At 66.4% G+C, this 18,510-nt stretch carries 14 protein-coding genes and 1 pseudogene; 3 read left to right on the top strand and 12 right to left on the bottom strand.

Annotated features, from left to right (window positions below; translation table 11 throughout):
- From G3N64_RS22665 to G3N64_RS22680, 4 genes and pseudogenes are all read right to left on the bottom strand, one after another.
- A pseudogene (locus G3N64_RS22665) lies at nucleotides 1-136 on the bottom strand (acetyl-CoA C-acetyltransferase); the annotation flags it as partial.
- Between the two features lie 99 nt (nucleotides 137-235).
- Nucleotides 236-2,101 (bottom strand): class I poly(R)-hydroxyalkanoic acid synthase, encoded by a 1,866-nt coding sequence (phaC, locus tag G3N64_RS22670; RefSeq protein ID WP_205785915.1) that lies wholly within the window; start codon nucleotides 2,099-2,101, stop codon nucleotides 236-238.
- A gap of 358 nt (nucleotides 2,102-2,459) precedes the next feature.
- Complete coding sequence (gene pgeF / locus G3N64_RS22675) at nucleotides 2,460-3,299, bottom strand: peptidoglycan editing factor PgeF (RefSeq protein WP_205785916.1); 840 nt, start codon at nucleotides 3,297-3,299, stop codon at nucleotides 2,460-2,462.
- Nucleotides 3,300-3,305: 6 nt separating this feature from the next.
- Complete coding sequence (locus tag G3N64_RS22680; RefSeq protein WP_205785917.1) at nucleotides 3,306-4,514, bottom strand: RluA family pseudouridine synthase; 1,209 nt, start codon at nucleotides 4,512-4,514, stop codon at nucleotides 3,306-3,308.
- 41 nt (nucleotides 4,515-4,555) lie between these two features.
- On the opposite strand from G3N64_RS22680, the gene G3N64_RS22685 reads away from it, so the two are divergent.
- The gene (locus G3N64_RS22685; RefSeq protein WP_011549700.1) at nucleotides 4,556-5,380 is read left to right on the top strand and encodes an outer membrane protein assembly factor BamD; all 825 of its coding nucleotides are present in this window, start codon (nucleotides 4,556-4,558) and stop codon (nucleotides 5,378-5,380) included.
- 120 nt (nucleotides 5,381-5,500) lie between these two features.
- Here G3N64_RS22685 and G3N64_RS22690 read toward each other — a convergent pair whose 3' ends face one another.
- The 3 genes from G3N64_RS22690 to G3N64_RS22700 form a co-directional block, all read right to left on the bottom strand.
- Nucleotides 5,501-7,747: an ATP-dependent DNA helicase gene (locus G3N64_RS22690; protein WP_205785918.1), complete on the bottom strand. Its 2,247-nt coding sequence runs from the start codon at nucleotides 7,745-7,747 to the stop codon at nucleotides 5,501-5,503.
- 55 nt (nucleotides 7,748-7,802) lie between these two features.
- Nucleotides 7,803-8,018: a YdcH family protein gene (locus G3N64_RS22695; RefSeq protein ID WP_006755091.1), complete on the bottom strand. Its 216-nt coding sequence runs from the start codon at nucleotides 8,016-8,018 to the stop codon at nucleotides 7,803-7,805.
- 75 nt (nucleotides 8,019-8,093) lie between these two features.
- A complete protein-coding gene (locus G3N64_RS22700) occupies nucleotides 8,094-8,846 on the bottom strand; it encodes a hypothetical protein (RefSeq protein ID WP_205785919.1) in 753 nt (250 codons plus the stop codon).
- Between the two features lie 160 nt (nucleotides 8,847-9,006).
- On the opposite strand from G3N64_RS22700, the gene G3N64_RS22705 reads away from it, so the two are divergent.
- Together G3N64_RS22705 and G3N64_RS22710 are read left to right on the top strand one after the other, a co-directional pair.
- Nucleotides 9,007-11,331, top strand: a complete 2,325-nt coding sequence (locus G3N64_RS22705) for a Tex family protein (protein ID WP_205785920.1) — start codon at nucleotides 9,007-9,009, stop codon at nucleotides 11,329-11,331.
- Nucleotides 11,332-11,742: 411 nt separating this feature from the next.
- Nucleotides 11,743-12,771 carry a hypothetical protein gene (locus G3N64_RS22710; RefSeq protein ID WP_205785921.1) on the top strand — a complete coding sequence of 343 codons (1,029 nt, stop codon included), beginning with the start codon at nucleotides 11,743-11,745 and terminating at the stop codon, nucleotides 12,769-12,771.
- A gap of 22 nt (nucleotides 12,772-12,793) precedes the next feature.
- On the opposite strand, the gene G3N64_RS22715 is transcribed toward G3N64_RS22710, so the two are convergent.
- The 5 genes from G3N64_RS22715 to G3N64_RS22735 all read right to left on the bottom strand — a co-directional run bounded on the left by G3N64_RS22715 (nucleotide 12,794) and on the right by G3N64_RS22735 (nucleotide 18,493).
- Nucleotides 12,794-14,710, bottom strand: a complete 1,917-nt coding sequence (locus tag G3N64_RS22715; protein WP_205785922.1) for a potassium transporter Kup — start codon at nucleotides 14,708-14,710, stop codon at nucleotides 12,794-12,796.
- Between the two features lie 276 nt (nucleotides 14,711-14,986).
- Nucleotides 14,987-15,583, bottom strand: a complete 597-nt coding sequence (locus G3N64_RS22720; protein ID WP_205785923.1) for a phosphoribosyltransferase — start codon at nucleotides 15,581-15,583, stop codon at nucleotides 14,987-14,989.
- 7 nt (nucleotides 15,584-15,590) lie between these two features.
- On the bottom strand, nucleotides 15,591-16,937 hold the full coding sequence (locus tag G3N64_RS22725; protein ID WP_039360238.1) for an adenylosuccinate synthase: 1,347 nt from the start codon (nucleotides 16,935-16,937) through the stop codon (nucleotides 15,591-15,593).
- Nucleotides 16,938-17,050: 113 nt separating this feature from the next.
- The gene (locus tag G3N64_RS22730; protein WP_205785924.1) at nucleotides 17,051-18,199 is read right to left on the bottom strand and encodes an ATP phosphoribosyltransferase regulatory subunit; all 1,149 of its coding nucleotides are present in this window, start codon (nucleotides 18,197-18,199) and stop codon (nucleotides 17,051-17,053) included.
- A gap of 102 nt (nucleotides 18,200-18,301) precedes the next feature.
- Entirely contained in the window at nucleotides 18,302-18,493 is a 192-nt protein-coding gene (locus tag G3N64_RS22735; protein WP_011352254.1) for a DUF2065 domain-containing protein, read from the bottom strand.
- Nucleotides 18,494-18,510 lie beyond the last annotated feature (17 nt).

An 18,510-nucleotide genomic window follows, 5' to 3' on the forward strand; every position in this document is an offset into this window, starting at 1 on the left:
CGGGCTTCACGCCCGCACGCTCCAGCACCGCGCGGATCACCGTCGCGCCCAGCTCGGGCGCCGCAATCTTCGCAAGCGAACCGCCGAATTTGCCGACCGCGGTCCGCGCGGCCGATACGATCACTACGTCCGTCATTTCCCTTTCCTCCAGGCCCGCACGACACGGCGCATCGCTACCGGCCCTGTTAAAAAAACTGCGGTGCATCGGACAGCGTGCGCCGCTGTCCGGTTTTCGTCAATCGCGCTGCAACACGTAGCGCCCCGGCGCCGGTTCGATCACCGGGAACTGCGCGGTGCCGGGCTGCGCCGGCGGCGCCACCTTGCGGCCGCCGTACTGGTCGAGCCATTCGACCCAGGTCGTCCACCAGCTTCCCGGCTGCTCGGTTGCACCGGCGAACCAGTCGTCCGCCGATTCGGGCAGGTCGCTGTCGTTGACCCAGTAGCTGCGCTTCTTCTTCGCCGGCGGATTGATCACGCCCGCGATGTGTCCCGACGCGCCGAGCACGAACTTCAGCGGGCCCGACAGGATCGACGTCGACGCATAGGCCGTCTGCCACGGCACGATGTGATCCTCGCGCGAGCCGTAGATGAAGGTCGGCACGTCGATCAGCGTCAGGTCGACCGATTCGCCGCACACGGTCAGCGCGCCCGGCTCGCGCAGCTTGTTCTCGAGATAGGTATTGCGCAGGTACCACGCGTACATCGGCCCCGGCAGGCTCGTCGAATCGCTGTTCCAGTACAGCAGGTCGAACGGTGCCGGCGTGCGGCCCTTCAGGTAGTTGTCGACGACGTAGTTCCACACGAGGTCGTTCGGCCGCAGGAACGAGAACGTGTTCGCGAACTCGACGCCGCGCATCAGCCCCGGTTGCGTGCCGTTCTTGCCGCCGATGGTCTGCTCGCGCATCTGCACGTGCGCCTCGTCGACGAACACATCGAGAATGCCGGTGTCGGAGAAGTCGAGCATCGCGGTGAGCAGCGTCATCGACGCAGCCGGATGTTCGCCGCGCGCGGCGAGCACCGCGAGCGCGGTCGCGAGCATCGTGCCGCCGACGCAGAAGCCGAGCGTGTTGATCTGCTCGCGGCCGCTGACCTGCTGCACGGCGTCGATCGCCGCGAGCAGTCCTTCGTTCATGTAGTCGTCCCACGTCTTGTGCGCAACCGATGCGTCCGCGTTGCGCCACGACACGAGGAATACCTGATGGCCGTTCGACAGCGCGTGCGCGACGAGCGAATTCTCGGGCTGCAGGTCGAGGATGTAGAACTTGTTGATGCAGGGCGGCACGATCAGCAGCGGCCGCTCGAACACCTTGTCCGTCTTCGGCGTGTACTGGATCAGCTGGATCAGGTCGTTCTCGTACACGACCGCACCTTCAGTACACCCGAGGTTCTTGCCGACCACGAACTGCGATTCGTCGGTCTGCGAAATCTTGCCGCGCTGCAGGTCGCCGAGCAGGTTCATCATCCCTTGCCGCAGGCTTTCGCCTTGCGTCTCGAGGATCGATTTCTGTGCATCGGGATTGAGTGCGAGGAAGTTGCTCGGCGCGGCCGCGGCCGTCCATTGCTGGACCGTGAAACGAATGCGCTCGCGCGTCTTCGGATCGGTCTGCAGCGCGTCGGCCAGTTCCTGCAGATAGCGCGCGTTGAGCAGATACCAGGCCGCCGCGAATGCATGCGCCGGCGACGCCTTCCACGCATCGCCGCTGAAGCGACGGTCCTTCAGTTCGGGCGACTCGAGCTTCGCGGCGGCCGCCTGCTGCATCAGCGCCATGCAATCGCGCGCGTAGTCGGCCTGCAAAGCCTGCAGCCGCTCCGGAGGAATCGCGGCGGCCGGCAGCTTCAGCCCGGCGAACGGCGACGCCATCGCGCCGAAATCGGGCATCGACGGCATCTGGAACGGAAACGATGTCGGAAACTGGAATGTCGCGAACGGATTCACGGTGGCCGACGCAGTCGCGGCGCGTGCCGGATCTGCAAAACCGCGCCACGCGTTCAACCACGACTCGAACATCTGCTGCATCGGCTGGGCGGCCGGATCGAAACCAATGCTGCCCGTGGAAGTGCCCGCCTGAGCGGACGTCGACGATTTTTTCGATGCTGTCATTACCTGCCTTACCGGTGATTCGTGAGCGTCTATCGTGAAATCCTGCTCGCGCGCGGCATGCCGGTTGCGAGCCGGGCCGTCATGCTCTGGAGAGGCGTCTCCAGATTCTGCCGCAGTGCGGTATTTTTATCATTATCGTTTTCCCCATGTGAAGCGCCATGTCAAACCACTGAACATTTCCGCTCGAAGATAATCCTTGCGCAACAGACGGGACAAGGGTTCCGGCGAAACATAAAACACTTTGTTTGACTTGACTTCACGATTTTTCATTCAATCGCGCATGCAGCGCGGCATGGCCGCCGAAATATCGAGATAACCCGATTTTGCGACGCAGAAACTCACGCGCATGCGCATCCCGTCAGTCGGCCAGCCAGATCGCCGCCGCCATGCGGCCCGTCACGCGGTCGCGCCGGTACGAATAGAAGCGCGCCTGCTCGGTAACCGTGCAGGCCGTCCCGCCGCTCACATGCGCAACACCCGCACGCGCGAGACGCAGGCGCGCGAGCGCATAGAGATCGGCGAGAAACTTGGCCGGCACGCCATCGATCGCGACGAACGCAAGCCGGGTTTCATCATGCTCCGACTGCGGGGCCGTGTCGAGAAACGCGTCACGCACGTCGGCGCCAACCTCGAACGCCCGCGGGCCGATCGCCGGCCCGAGGTACGCATGAAGCGCGTCCGTCGCGCCGCCCGCGAGTGCCGCGACACGCGCCGCGGTCTGCTCGACGATACCGGCCGCCAGCCCGCGCCAGCCCGCATGCGCGGCGCCGACCGCGCGGCCCTGCGTGTCGCACAGCAGCACGGGCAGGCAATCCGCGACCATCACGACGCAGACGGCGCCCGCCCGGTCGGTGACACTCGCATCGGCCTGCACCGGCGCCGCAGCCGCGGGCGCCGCCGCGATCACCTCGTCCGCACGCACGATCTGCGCGCCGTGAACCTGCTCGAGCCAGGCCGCGTTCGACTGGCCTGCCAGCGCGAGCAAGCGCGCGCGATTCCCCGCGACATGGGCCGGGTCGTCACCGGTATGCAGGCCGAGATTCATCCCGCCCGGCAGCGCGTCGCCGCCCTGCCAGCGCCCGTACGGGCCTTCGCTCACCCCGCCGTCACGCGTCGTGATCAGCGCGCGCACGCGCGGCGACACCTGCCAGTCGGGCTGCACGCAGTCCTGCCACGTCAACGGCGCCAGGTTCGTCATCGGCACTCACTCCTCCTCGTCGTCCAGGTACGGCTCGTCATCGTGATACTCGCCGCCGAAATCGTCATCGTCGTAGACACCGTCATCGTCGTCGAATTCCTCGTCGCCCTGCCCGAAGCCGAGCGCCGCGACGAGTGCGTTCATGTCGTCCGGCAGCGGGCAGCGCCATTGCATCGCCTTGCCCGTGACCGGATGCACGAGGCCGAGCCGCCATGCATGCAGCGCCTGTCGCGCGAACCCGTCCGGCAGCGGCGTGACCGAGCGCTTGCCGCGCGCGCGCCCGTACACGGGATCGCCGAGCAGCGGGTGCCCGGCGTGCGCGCAGTGCACGCGGATCTGGTGCGTGCGACCGGTCTCGAGATCGCACTGGATCGCCGAAACCGGCTGACGTTGCCACAGGCATGTGTCAACCGTGCGGAAATGCGTGCGCGCGGGCTTGCCCGATGCGCCGGTGACGACGGCCATGCGCGTGCGTTCACGCGGATCGCGGCCGATCGGCGCGTCGATCGTGCCTTCCTCGGGCATCGTGCCCCACACGAGCGCGAAATAGCGGCGCTTCACCGTGCGGGCCTGCAACTGGCGCACGAGGTCCGTCTGCGCGGCCAGCGTGCGCGCGACCACCATCAGGCCCGACGTCTCCTTGTCGAGCCGGTGGACGATCCCCGCGCGCGGCAGGCCGGCCGCCGCGTCGCCATAGCGATGCAGCAGCCCGTTGAGGATCGTGCCGCTCCAGTTGCCGGCGGCCGGATGCACGACGAGGCCGGCCGGCTTGTTGATGACGACGAGCGCGTCGTCCTCGTAGATCACGTCGAGCGGCACGGGCTCCGGCGTGAAGGCGAGCTGCTCGGGGAGCAGGTCGGGCACGAGCTCGATCTTCGCACCGAGCGGCACCGGCTGGCGGATCTTCGCCGGCGCGCCGTCGACGAGCACGCGCTGCGCCTCGATCCAGCTCTGCAGGCGGCTGCGCGAGAATTCGGGGAACAGTTGGGCGAGCGCCTTGTCGAGGCGTTCGCCCGCGAGCGACAGCGGCACTTCGACGACGCGCGGCGCGTCATCGACCGCCGCGGACGGCACGACGGGCGGCTGCATCGCGTCGCCGGCCAGATCGTCATCGAGGGAATCCCCCGAGGCAGCGTCGGCGGGCCGATCGCTTGGGCTATAATCTTCGCGATTTGGTGTGCCCGGCTGGGCATTCTGCGAACTTGAACGGGTCATTTAGACTGGGTCACCGAGACTTGAAGCTAGGACATGCGAGCATGATGAATTCGACCAAACGCACGGCCAGAACCGTCGCCGCCCGGGCTGCGGCGGTAGCGGCCGCGGCCCTCATCGCCGGCTGCCACGGCTTGCCGCAGAAGCAGGACGAGACGGCTACCTGGTCGAACAACAAATTATACTCAGAGGCCCAGGACGCATTGTCCGGCGGCGACTGGGGCAAGTGCGCGAAATATTTCGAATCGCTGCAAGGTCGCGATCCGTTCGGCCACTTCGCGCAACAGGCGCAGATCAACGTTGCATACTGCAACTGGAAGGATAACGAAGCGGCCGCCGCCGACCAGGCCGTCGATCGCTTCATCCAGCTCCACCCCGATCACCCCGATATCCCGTACGCGTACTACCTGAAGGGGATGATCCACTTCAACGACGATCTCGGCCTGTTCGGGCGCTTCTCCGGCCAGGACATGAGCGAGCGCGATCCGCAGGCACTGCGCGAATCGTACGATGCGTTCAAGGTCGTCGTCGACCGCTTCCCGAAGAGCAAGTACGCGCCCGACGCCGCCGCGCGGATGCGCTACATCGTCAACGCGCTCGCATCGCACGAAGTGCACGCGGCCGACTACTACTACCGGCGCGGCGCCTACGTCGCGGCGATCAACCGTGCGCAGCTCGCGATCAAGGACTACAAGGGCGCGCCGGCGATCGAGGACGCACTGCACATCATGATCCTGTCGTACGGCAAGCTGAACCAGCCGGAACTCGCCGAGGACACGAAGCGCGTGCTCGCGGGCACGTTCCCCGACAGCCCGTACGTCACGGGTCACTCGCGCCCCGGTGCGAAGAAGTCGTGGTGGCAGTTCTGACGCAAACACCATGCAGCGCCCGCTGCACGAACAAAAAACCCGGCCATCGAGCCGGGTTTTTTATTGGCGCCGCATTCAGGCGACGCCGGTGCGATCGCGCGGCGACCGCCGCGCGCGCCGTTACGTGCGCTTTGCCGAACGGTGCTCGTCGAAGAAGTCCTGGACGACCGCAATCTCGCGGGTTCGCTTGAACGGCGGCAGGCTCTGCCAGATCCGGCGCCCGTAGGGCTTGTCGACGAGCCGCGTGTCGCAGATCATCAGCACGCCGCGATCCGTCTCCGCGCGAATCAGCCGGCCCGCGCCCTGCTTCAGCGTGATCACGGCCTGCGGCAACTGGTGCACGGCGAACGGGCTCAGCCCCTTCTTCGTCAGCGCGTCGAGCCGCGCGGCCAGCACCGGATCGTCCGGCGGCGCGAACGGCAGCTTGTCGATCACGACGAGCGACAGCGCGTCGCCGCGCACGTCGACGCCTTCCCAGAAACTCTGGCTGCCGACCAGGATCGCATTGCCGTACGCACGGAAACGGTCGAGCAGTTCGGTGCGGCTCGCATCGCCCTGCACGAGCAGCGGCGTGTTCCAGCCGCGCGATTCGATCACGTCGCGCAGCTTCGATGCGATCCGGTCGACCGCGCGCAGCGTCGTGCACAGCATGAACACGCCGCCACCGGACGCCTCGATCGCCGGCAGCGCGGCATCGAAGACGGCATCGGTAAACGCGGGCGAAGACGGTTGCGGCAGGTTGCGCGGCACGTACAGCAGCCCTTGCGACTGGTAGTCGAACGGGCTTGCGAGCGTCATCGAGCGACGCGAGCTGAGGCCCATCTGCGCCGCGTAGTGCGTGAAATCGCCGCGCACCGACAGCGTGGCCGACGTGAACACCCATGCGCGCGGCACACCCGCGCGCTGCTTGGCGAAGATCGGCGCGACCGACAGCGGCGTTTCGTGCAGCTGGACGGTGTGCGCGAACACTTCGACCCAGCGCACCTTCTCGTTCGGATCGCCGTCGGATGCCGCCTTGTCGCCGGCCGCCGCCGCGTCGGCCTTCGCGGCCGCTTCCGTCGCGCCGGGCGCGACCCAGCCGGCCAGCAGGTCCTGCAGCTCGCGTGCGCGCCGCAGGCACGCGCCGAGCGATTCCGCCCGTTCGGCCTGGCTGGCAAGCGCCGACGCCAGCGCGTCGAGCGCGGCCTCGAGCGCGTCGAGCGCACCGAACATCGGGTGATCGTCGCCGAGCTGGGCGAGCGACATGCGGACGATCTGGTCGTTCGCGAACGCAAGGCGCAAGTCGCGCGCCGCGCGCTCGAGATCGCCGCCGAGCTTCACCCACTCGACCGCGTCGCGTGCATGGCTCAGGCCTTCCGCCACCGTGTCGCGTGCGAGCTCGAGAATCTGCGTCGTCGACAGCGTCTCGCCGAAGAACAGCGTCGCCGTTTCCGGCAACTGGTGCGCTTCGTCGAAGATGACCGTGTTCGCGTTCGGCAGCAGCTCGGCCATCCCCGTATCGCGCAACATGATGTCCGCGAAGAACAGGTGATGGTTGACGACGACGACATCGGCCTGCTGCGCCTCGCGCCGGGCCTGCATCACGAAGCATTCCTTGTAATGCGGGCACTCCTGGCCGAGGCAGTTGTCGCGCGTCGACGTGACCATCGACCACACGGGCGCCGTCTCCGGCACGCTCGCGAGCTCGGCCTTGTCGCCGCTCTTCGTGATCTTCGCGAAACGGACGATTTCCTGCAGATAGGCCGTATCCTGCCGCGACGGCAACCGGCCGTTGTCGGCCGTGCGTTGCAGGTAGTAGTGGCACAGGTAGTTTGCGCGGCCCTTCAGCATCGCGACCGACACCGGCACCGCGAGCGCGTTGCGCACGGTCGGGATGTCGCGCTGGAACAGCTGGTCCTGCAGGTGTTTCGTGCCGGTCGACACGATCACCTTGCCGCCCCACAGCATCGCGGGCACGAGGTACGCATAGGTCTTGCCGGTACCCGTGCCGGCCTCCACGATCAACGTGTTGTCGCCGGCATCGCCGTCGGGCTCGGCCGCTGCTGCGTCCGCGCCCGGTTCGGCCGTTTTGTCGCCGTCGCCGAGGCGACGCGCCGGCCGCTTGCGGGTTTCGAAGATCTCGGGCTCGGGCATCCGGCGCGCGGACGCTTCCATCGCGGACGCGACGGCGCGCGCCATCTCGATCTGCGATGTACGCGGCCGATAGCCGTCGAGCGCACGTGCCAGCAGTCCGCCTTCGCCGAAGATCGTGTCGAGTTCGTCGACGCGCTTGCGGCTCAGTTCAAAGGTGCCTTCGGGCGCACGTGCGCGCCCGGCGGACGACACGTCGCGCCGGGCATCGGGGGTGGCTTCAAGCGGTGAATTCAAGGCAAGCGTTCCTGTGTCCAGCGCCCGGGCGGCGCCGGCGCTTGCCAGGCCGCGCTCAGGCGCGCTTATCCGGTTCCAGCTGCGATTGCAGCAAAATGATTTTGTCCTTGGCCGCCAGCTTTTCCTTCTTCAGCCGGTGCAGCGTGATGTCGTCGATGTCGGAGTGTCCTTCCTTCAGCTCGATCTCCCGAGCGAGCTGCTGGTGCTGCTCCTGCAAGGCAGCCAAACGGTTGTGCAATTCCTGCTGCTGTTCCGTGGGACGGTTTTGCATACTTGCCTCCTCATCGAAGCAGCGCGCCGGCTGGCGTGCCAGCGCGCGAGACTGATTCCGGATCAATCCAACACGTTACTGCCCCTGCTGTTGCTTCTGCTGCGCCTTCTCCGTGGCTTCCTTCTGCCGCCGCTCGACATCCGCCTTGTGCTGCACGGCTTCCTTCTGTTTCTGCTCGTAGCGCGCGGCGTTGTCCGCCCGCTCCTGCGCCTTCTGCGCGGCCTGCTGGTGCGCCTGGTCGAGCTTGCGCTGGAAGTCGCCCTGCTTCTCGTCGTATGCCTGCTTGCTCGCCGCGCGCTGGGGCCCTTCCGCGCCGCGCTGCGCCTGCTTCAGCGCATTCTGCTCCTGCTTGTCGCGGAACGCAGCGGCGTTTGCCGCGTCGTTCGCTGCGCGCTGCGGCGCTTCCGCCGCATCCTGCGCCTGCTTCAGCGCCTGCTGCTGGTCGCGCTGCTGCGCGCGCACCGCGCGCTGCTCGTCGTTGAGCGCGAGCTGCTCCTGGCGGATGCTCGCCCGCTCGTCGCGCATCTGGTCGCGCGCCTTGCCGAGACAGTGATTGACAAAGAACTTGCTGTAGCAATCGTGCTCGGCCACCGCATAACGATAATCGTTTTCCGCGGAGCGTTGATTGAGCACTTTTTGACGGGCGTCGAAATCCGGTGCGGCCGTGGCCGTCACGGGTGCGGTCGCGGCGGCGGCCGGCGCGGTAGCGCCCGAAGCTTGCGCGAACGCGCCGGAAGGCCCGGCAGACAAAGCCGCGGCGAGCGCTGCGCCGAGCGCGACGAGAGAAATTCGGGAAGTTGGCAACGTCGTAGGAAAGCTGCGGGACATGTGTCAAATTCTATCACCCCCGGCTGGGCGCTCCGCCATTTATGGCAAAATGCCCCGCTTCACTCACCCGCGGCATCTGGCCCGTCGGGCCCGCCACGCAGCCCGTCGCTTCGGGCCTGCCGGCCCGCGCCGCGATTTCAGCAGGCAGATCATCCACGACATGACGGAAACCGTAGCACTCAAGATCGTACAGCGCATCGCCACCGAACTGTCCGTCCAGCCGCGCCAGGTCGCGGCGGCAGTGCAACTTCTCGACGAAGGCTCGACCGTTCCGTTCATTGCCCGGTACCGCAAGGAAGTGACCGGCAACCTGGACGACACGCAGCTGCGCCAGCTCGAGGAACGCCTCCTGTATCTGCGCGAGCTCGAGGATCGCCGCGCGGCGATCCTGTCGAGCATCGACGAGCAGGGCAAGCTGACCGACGAACTGCGCGCCGCGATCGACGCGGCCGACAGCAAGCAGGTGCTCGAAGACCTTTATCTGCCGTACAAGCCGAAGCGCCGCACGCGTGCGCAGATCGCCCGCGAGGCCGGCCTCGAGCCGCTCGCCCAGGCGCTCCTCGCGAACCCGCTGCTCGACCCGCAGGCCGAGGCAGCCGCGTACGTCGACGCCGACAAGGGTGTCGCCGACGTGAAGGCCGCGCTCGACGGCGCGCGCGACATCCTGTCCGAACAGTTCGGCGAGACGGCCGAGCTGCTCGGCAAGCTGCGCGACTACCTGCACAACCAGGGCGTCGTGTCGTCGGCCGTCGTCGAGGGCAAGGAAAACGAGGAAGGCGAGAAATTCCGCGACTATTACGACTACGCGGAAACGATCAAGACCGTGCCGTCGCACCGCGCCCTCGCGCTGTTCCGCGGCCGCAATGCGGGCGTGCTGACCGTCAAGCTCGGCCTCGGCGAAGAGCTCGACGCGCAGGTGCCGCATCCCGGCGAGGCGATGATCGCGCGCCATTTCGGCATCGCGAACCAGAACCGCCCGGCCGACAAATGGCTGTCCGACGTATGCCGCTGGTGCTGGCGCGTGAAGGTGCAGCCGCACATCGAGAACGAGTTGCTCACGCAACTGCGCGAAACGGCCGAAACGGAAGCGATCCGCGTGTTCGCGCGCAACCTGAACGACCTGCTGCTGGCCGCGCCGGCCGGCCCGAAGGCCGTGATCGGTCTCGACCCCGGCCTGCGTACGGGCGTGAAGGTCGCGGTCGTCGATCGCACCGGCAAGGTGCTCGCAACCGACACGATCTATCCGCACGAGCCGCGCCGCGACTGGGACGGCTCGATCGCAAAACTCGCGCGAATCGCCGCGCAGACGCAGGCCGAGCTGATCAGCATCGGCAACGGCACCGCGTCGCGCGAAACCGACAAGCTCGCGAGCGAGCTGATCGCGAAACACCCGGAACTGCGCCTGCAGAAGATCGTCGTGTCGGAAGCCGGCGCGTCGGTCTATTCGGCCTCCGAGCTGGCCGCCAAGGAATTCCCGGAGCTCGACGTGTCGCTGCGCGGCGCCGTGTCGATCGCGCGCCGCCTGCAGGACCCGCTCGCCGAGCTCGTGAAGATCGAGCCGAAGGCGATCGGCGTCGGCCAGTACCAGCACGACGTGAACCAGCGCGAACTCGCCCGCTCGCTCGACGCGGTCGTCGAGGATTGCGTAAACGCGGTCGGCGTCGACGCGAACACCGCGTCGGCCCCACTGCTCGCCCGCGTATCGGGCCTGAACGCGACGCTCGCGCGCAACATCGTCGACTACCGCGATGCGAACGGCCCGTTCCCGTCGCGCGAGCACCTGCGCAAGGTGCCGCGCCTCGGCGACAAGACCTTCGAACAGGCCGCCGGCTTCCTGCGCATCAACGGCGGCGAGAATCCGCTCGACCGCTCGTCGGTGCACCCGGAAGCGTATCCGGTCGTCGAGCGGATGCTCGCGAAGATCAGCAAGCGCATCGACGACGTGCTCGGCAACCGCGAAGCGCTGTCAGGTCTGTCCCCGACGGAATTTGTTGACGAACGTTTCGGCCTGCCGACCGTGCGCGACATCCTGTCCGAACTGGAGAAGCCGGGCCGCGATCCGCGCCCCGAATTCAAGACCGCGACGTTCCGCGAAGGCGTCGAGAAGGTGTCGGATCTCGTGCCGGGCATGACGCTCGAAGGGGTTGTGACGAACGTCGCCGCGTTCGGCGCGTTCGTGGACATCGGCGTCCACCAGGACGGCCTCGTCCACGTATCCGCGATGTCGACGAAGTTCATCAAGGATCCCCACGAAGTCGTGAAGGCCGGCCAAGTCGTCAAGGTGAAGGTGCTCGACGTCGACGTGAAGCGCCAGCGCATTGCGCTGACGATGCGCCTCGACGACGAAGCGGCAGCGCCCGGCACGTCGTCGCGCGGCAGCCAGGATCGCGGCAACGCGGGGCGCGGCGCCGCTCGCCCGCAGCGTTCCCGCGAGCCGGAGCCGGCCGGCGCGATGGCCGCGGCATTCGCGAAGCTGAAGCGCTGAGCACGCGAACGGTGTCGATGCACGAAAAAGCCCGCCTTCCGGCGGGCTTTTTCATTGGGTCGTCGTGCGCATTCCAGTATCCGTGATGAAAACCGAATATGTGCGTTTTCATCACCATTCCCCCACGTTTAATCGGCGAATTGAACAATCCGCGTTGTGACATGCGTTTTCTTGACGCTTCACAATTGATACATAAAATAAATTTGCGAACGGCCGTATTTTGATGCCTCCGTAATACGCGGCGATCTTTCCGCCCAGCGGCAAGGTTCTCCGCAGCCCTCGCGCATGCCGTGAATGTCCGGCCTCCCGTCTTTCAGTCTCGTTGATTGCAATCGATTCGCGACGCATTGCATCCGGTATTCGCCTGGCCGGCGAACCGGGACGGATTCGCGAAAAATGGATCGCGGAACCATGACAGAAGACCATCTGAAAACCGAACTGGCCGCATTGCACATCCCCGTTTTCGATGTGCCGTGGGTCGGGGCCTGTTCATCGCACGTCGAGCGAATCGAATCGCGCATGCTCGAATGGGCCGATGCATATGGCCTGTTCGTCAGCGACGCCGACCGGGAACGCGTCGCGCGCACCCGCTACGGCTGGCTCGCCGCGCGCTGCTACCCGAATGCCGCCCCTTCCCTGCTGCAGGCGATCGCGGACTATTTCGTGTGGTTCTTTCTCGTCGACGACCTGTTCGTCGATCGCGTGGAGCCGGTCGGCCCCGATACGTTGCGCAATCTGACCGCGATGATCAACGTGCTCGACTACGAATGCACCGGCCCCGAGCCCGTATATGGTGAGCGCGCGTGGCTCGATGTGTGCCAGCGCCTGCGCGCGCGCCTGTCGGCCGAACATTTCGCGCGCTTCGCCCAAGGGATGCGCCTGTGGGCCACCGCGGCAGGGCTGCAGATGCTCGGCCACCAGAGGGCCGAGCCGGTCGCAGAGCCGCAGTACGAAACGATCCGTCGCCACACGAGCGGGATGAATCCGTGCCTCGCGCTGGCGGACGCGGCCAATTCCGGTGCCGTCCCGCCCGATACGTTCCATCGGCCGGAAATCCAGACGCTGTGCCGGCACGCGAACCATATCGTCTGCTGGATCAACGACATCCAGAGCGCCGGCGTCGAGGCGCACCGGCCAGGGCAGTTCTGGAACATGGTGTTGATCCACGCCTCGCACGGCCATACGCTGCAGGCAAGCGTCGACTATACGGCCGAGCGTGTGCGCACCGAGATCGTTGAATTCGTACTGTGCGCCGATGCGCTCGCACGGCATGCCGACACGCGCGTGCACGGCCTCGTCGACGGCTGCCGATACTGGATACGCGGCTATCTGGATTGGGTGGCGCGGGATACGCAACGCTATACGGCTGCGTTCGCGGCCGGCGATGCGGACGATCGCGGCCTGTTTGCCGGGTCGGCGGACCCGGCGGCGCGCGGCTGAACGGCCCGCGCGCCGCACCCGGTCAGATCTCGATCTTCGTCCCGAGCTCGACCACGCGGTTTGCCGGGATCGAGAAGAAGTCGGTCGGCTTTGCGGCGTTCTGGTGCATCCACGCGAACACGCGCTCGCGCCAGATCGACATCCCGGGCAGATGCGTCGGCACGACCGTTTCGCGCGCGAGGAAGAACGACGTATCCATCAGCTCAAACGTCATGTCGTGCGTGCGGCCGAATTCCTCGAGCACGGCCTTCACGTCCGGCGTCTCGTTGAAACCGTACTCGGCCTTGACGATGTACAGCCCGCCGCCCGCATCGCGCGCGGTCTGGCGCTTGTCGTCGCGCACGTAAGGAATGTCGCGCGTGACGAACGTGAGGAAAATGGTCCGCTCGTGCAGCACCTTGTTGTGCTTCAGGTTGTGCAGCAGGCTGACGGGCACGAGCTTGTCGTTGCCGGTCAGGTAGATCGCCGTACCCGACACGCGATGCGGCGGATGCGCGAGCAGCCCCTGCAGGAACGGCTCGAGCGGGATACCGTCGGCGGCCGTACGTTCCTTGACGATGTGACGCCCCTTGTACCAGGTCATCAGCAGGAAGAACAGCAGCGCGCCGATGCCGAGCGGCAGCCAGCCGCCCTGCGCGACCTTCAGCAGGTTCGCGCCGAAGAAGCCGAGGTCGACCGCGAGGAACACCGCGATGATCGCGCCGACCAGCAGCCGGTTCCAGTTCCACACCTTCACCATCACGACCGCGGCGAGCACCGTTGTGATCACCATGGTCGCCGTCACCGCGATACCGTACGCAGCCGCGAGGTTGTCGGAGCTCTTGAAGCCGACGACGATGCAGAGGATCACGAACAGCAGCAGCCAGTTCACGACCGGCACGTAGATCTGGCCGATCGCGAGCTCCGACGTATGCAGCACCTTCATGCGCGGCACGTAGCCGAGCTGGATGGCCTGCGACGTCAGCGAATACGCGCCCGAGATCACCGCCTGCGACGCGATCACGGTCGCGACCGTCGACAGCACGACGAGCGGCAGCAGCCCCCATTCGGGCGCCAGCAGGAAGAACGGGTTCTCGATCGCCTTCGGGTTCTGGATCAGCAGCGCGCCCTGGCCGAAGTAGTTCAGCACCAGCGACGGCATCACGAGCCCGTAGGCGGCGATACGGATCGGCTTCGCGCCGAAGTGGCCCATGTCCGCGTAGAGCGCTTCCGCGCCGGTCAGCACCAGCACGACCGAGCCGAGCACGACGTACGCCTGCAGCAGGTGATCGGCCATGAACGACGCTGCGTAATACGGATTGATGGCCGCGACGATGCCCGGCACGCGCACGATGTGGTACACGCCGAGCGCCGCGATCACGACGAACCACAGCACCATGATCGGGCCGAACAGCTTGCCGACCAGCGCAGTGCCGTGACGCTGGATCCAGAACAGCGCGATCAGGATCACGATCGTGATCGGCATCACGAGATGGGACAGGTGCGGCGTCGCGATTTCGAGACCTTCGACCGCGGACATCACCGAGATCGCCGGCGTGATCACCGCGTCCCCGTAGAACATGCATGCGCCGAAGATCCCGAGCGCCATCAGCGCGCCCGCGACGCGGGTCTTCGAGTCGAGCGGCCGCAACGACAGCGCCATCAGCGCGAGCACGCCGCCCTCACCGTTGTTGTCCGCCCGCATCACGAACAGCAGGTACTTGATGCCGACCACCAGGATGATTGCCCAGAACAGCAGCGAGATCACGCCGAGAATTGAACTTTCGGTGAGCGGAATGCCGTGTGCGGGGCTGAACGCCTCCTTGAGCGAATACAGCGGGCTGGTGCCGATGTCGCCGAACACGACGCCGATGGCTGCTATCGCTAGCGCCCGCATCGAGTGTTGTTGCGTCGAATGCGGCGCGTGTGCTGCGTCGGTCGCGTGGATCGTGTCGTTCATATGAAGCGTAATAATCGGGTCCGGGTCGGACAAAACGAGCGCTATTCTACTCGCGCCCCCTTGAAACGCCGCCCTGCTCTGTTGCCATGGAGCCACGTGATCCACGCCGCGCATGCAATCCGGCGCGAGCTGTGGCAGGGCTGCCAATCATAGCCGGGGCAGCGCCGTCTGCCTACCGGCTGCGCGGCGTACGCGGCGCCGGCACGCATGGCGCCCTAATGAAAAACGGCGCCGCAAGCGGCGCCGTACAAGGCTTTCCTTCGATCGGCCGGCCGCTTACGCGCCCGAACCGTCGCGCTGTGCGCGACCGCGCTTGATCCACGCTTCGAGGTTGTGCGGGCGAACCGTGTCCCACTCCTCGAACGGCTGATGAATCCACGGATTCGTCGGCAGGAACTGCGTGTGATAGTCGGGCTTGACCTTCGAGCAACCCTTGTACCAGAGCACGGCCGAGCGCACGGCCGTCACGGCCGGATAACGCTCCTTCAGGTGCTCCTGCACGCGCGCAAGCGTGACGCCCGAATCGACGAGATCGTCGACCAGCAGCACGTTGCCCTCCAGGTTGCCGCGCGTCATCGTGATGTACTGCGCGATGTCGAGCTCGCCCTGCTCCGTGCCGGCCGCTTCCCGGTACGAACTCGTCGCGAGGATCGCGAGCGGCACGTCGTAGATGCGCGACAGTTGATCGCCGACGCGCAGGCCGCCGCGCGCGAGGCACAGGATCTGGTCGAACTTCCAGCCCGACGCATGCACCTGAAGCGCGAGCAGCTCGATCAGACGGTGATACTCGTCCCAGCCTACCCACAGGTTCTTGTCGTCGTTGCGCGGATCGGTCATCAAGTCTGCCGCCGTCATCGTGATTTGCTGCGTCATCTGGAAATTACACCTTGAACGGATGGCGGAGCAGGATCGTTTCGTCGCGGTCCGGGCCCGTCGACACCATGTCGACCGGTACGCCAGCTACTTCCTGGACGCGGGTCAGGTAAGCCTGCGCGTTCGCCGGCAGGGCTTCCCACGTCTTGATGCCGACCGTGCTTTCCTTCCAGCCGGCAAACGTTTCGTATACGGGCTCGCAACGGGCCACATCGGCGGCACCGCGCGGCAGGATGTCCACATCCTTGCCGTCGATCTTGTAGCCGACGCACAGCTTGACTTCGTCGAGGCCGTCGAGCACGTCGAGCTTGGTCATGCACAGGCCCGACACGCCGTTGATCTGGATCGAGCGGCGCAGCGCAGCTGCGTCGAGCCAGCCCGTGCGGCGCGGACGGCCGGTGACCGAACCGAATTCCTTGCCGACGTTCGCGAGCGTGACGCCGACCTGGTCCTGACGCTGCGGATTGTCCGCATCGTACAGTTCGCTCGGGAACGGGCCCGAGCCGACGCGCGTGCAATATGCCTTCGTGATGCCGAGGATGTAGTTGAGCTTCTGCGGACCCACGCCCGCGCCGGCCGACGCCGCACCTGCGACGCAGTTGCTCGACGTGACGAACGGATAGGTGCCGTGATCGATGTCGAGCAGTGTGCCTTGCGCGCCCTCGAACAGCAGGTTCTGGCCCGCATTGTTCGCGTCGTACAGGCGGCGCGACACGTCGGCCACCATCGGCTTCAGGCGATCGGCATAACCGAGCATCGTGTCGAGCGTGGCCTGGAAATCGACGGCCGCGCCGCCCAGGTACTGGGTCAGCACGAAGTTGTGGAAATCGAGGTTTTCGCGCAGGCGGTCGGCGAAGGTCTTTGCGTCGAACAGGTCCTGCACGCGCAGCGCGCGGCGGCCGACCTTGTCTTCGTACGCGGGGCCGATGCCGCGGCCCGTCGTGCCGATCTTGCCCGCGCCCTTGCGCGCTTCGCGCGCCTGGTCGATCGCGATGTGGTACGGCAGGATCAGCGTCGTGGCTTCGGAAATGAACAGGCGGTCGCGCACGTTCACGCCGGCCTCTTCCAGCTCGCCGATTTCCTTGAACAGTGCTTCGGGGGACAGGACGACGCCGTTGCCGATGTAGCAGGCGACGCCTTCACGCATGATGCCCGACGGAATGAGGCGCAAGATCGTTTTCTTGCCGCCGATGATGAGGGTGTGGCCGGCGTTGTGACCGCCCTGGAAACGCACGACGCCCTGAGCGTGGTCCGTCAGCCAGTCGACGATCTTGCCCTTGCCTTCATCACCCCATTGCGTTCCCACGACGACGACGTTGCGCCCGGGAGTCACGTTCACTGCGCTGGCAGACATGTTGATTCGTTAGCTGGTTAAAAACGTATTCTACCTATGTTCGCGGGCGATTCCGAATTTTTCCGTTTCGCTTCAACGATATGCACGCCGAAGCACGTCCCGCGAACGCCTGTTTATCGGGGTTCGACCACCCATGCACCGTTGCGCTCGACGAGCGAACGGTCGCAGGCGAATTCGTCGAGCACATGATCGTGGCCCGGCAGCGCCTGGATCACGACCTCGCCCGCATCGCGCAGCGCCGCCACGGCCGCGCTCAGTGCGTCGTCCTGCGCCCACGGCGCGAGAATCGCGGTGCCGCGCGCCTCGACCGGCGAAATCCGCGCGAGCTCGCGCAGGTCGAGCGAGAAGCCCGTGGCCGGACGGGCACGGCCATACGCCTGGCCGACGTGGTCGTAGCGGCCGCCGCGCGCGATCGCGTTCGGCACGCCGTCGATGTAGGCGCTGAACATCGCGCCGCTGTGATATGCGTAACCGCGCAGGTCGCCGAGATCGATCGCCACCTCGACACCCTTCGCCTGCGTCGCGAGCTGTGCCAGATCGTCGAGCGCCCGCGTGATTTCGGGCAGCACCGGCAACCGCGCACGCGCCTCGGCGAGCACGCTCGCATCGCCGTAGAGGTGCGGCAGCGCGCGCAGCGCGGCGCGCGTATCGGCACCGAGATCGTCGGTGAGTTCGTTCAGCAGCGGCACGTCCTTGCCCGACAGCGCGTCGTACAGCGACTCGCCGCGCTCGGCAGCCTGCGCGTCACGCGCCAGCAGCGCCGCGAGCACACCCGCGTGGCCAAGGTCGAGACGGATGCGCGACAGGCCCGCGAGATGCAGCGCATCGAGCATCAGTTGCTGGATCTCGACGTCGGCTTCCAGCCCGGCGTGCCCGTAGATTTCGGCGCCGATCTGGATCTGCTCGCGCGTCGCGTGCAGGCCGCGCGGACGCGTATGCATCACGTGGCCCGCATAGCAGAGGCGCGTCACGCCCTGCCGGTTCAACAGGTGCGCGTCGATCCGCGCGACCTGCGGCGTGATGTCCGCGCGCAGGCCGAGCGTACGGCCCGACAATTGGTCGACCAGCTTGAAGGTGCGCAGGCGCAGGTCGGCGCCGCCGCTCGTCAGCAGCGACTCGAGATACTCGAGCAGCGGCGGCATCACCATTTCGTAGCCATACGAACGGAAGCGGTCGAGCAGCCTGCGGCGCAGCTCCTCGATCTTGCGCGCTTCCGACGGCAGTACGTCGGCGATATTCTCGGGAAGTAACCAGGTCGACATCGGTACGGTCCTACGACGGGAAACGGCGCGCGACACGCGCGCCGCGATATGAATCGGAAATTCTGAATTCGGGCGGGACGAACGGCGGATGCGCCGTCCGGATCAAGTCGCGAGCAGCAGCAGTATGAGCCCGAGCACCATCACGATCAGCCCGCCGATCCGGATATGATGCGGCGGCCGCTCAGCTATTCTACGAAACGTGTCGCGCCAGGCGACGGGAAACACGAAGGGGAACGCCCCCTCGATGATCAGCATCAGCGCTACTGCGAGCAACAACGAGCCAGCCAGGTCCATGCGAGCGACGGCGCCGC

This window comes from Burkholderia sp. Ac-20344 (assembly GCF_017104975.1).
In the GTDB taxonomy this organism is placed as follows: Bacteria; Pseudomonadota; Gammaproteobacteria; order Burkholderiales; family Burkholderiaceae; genus Burkholderia.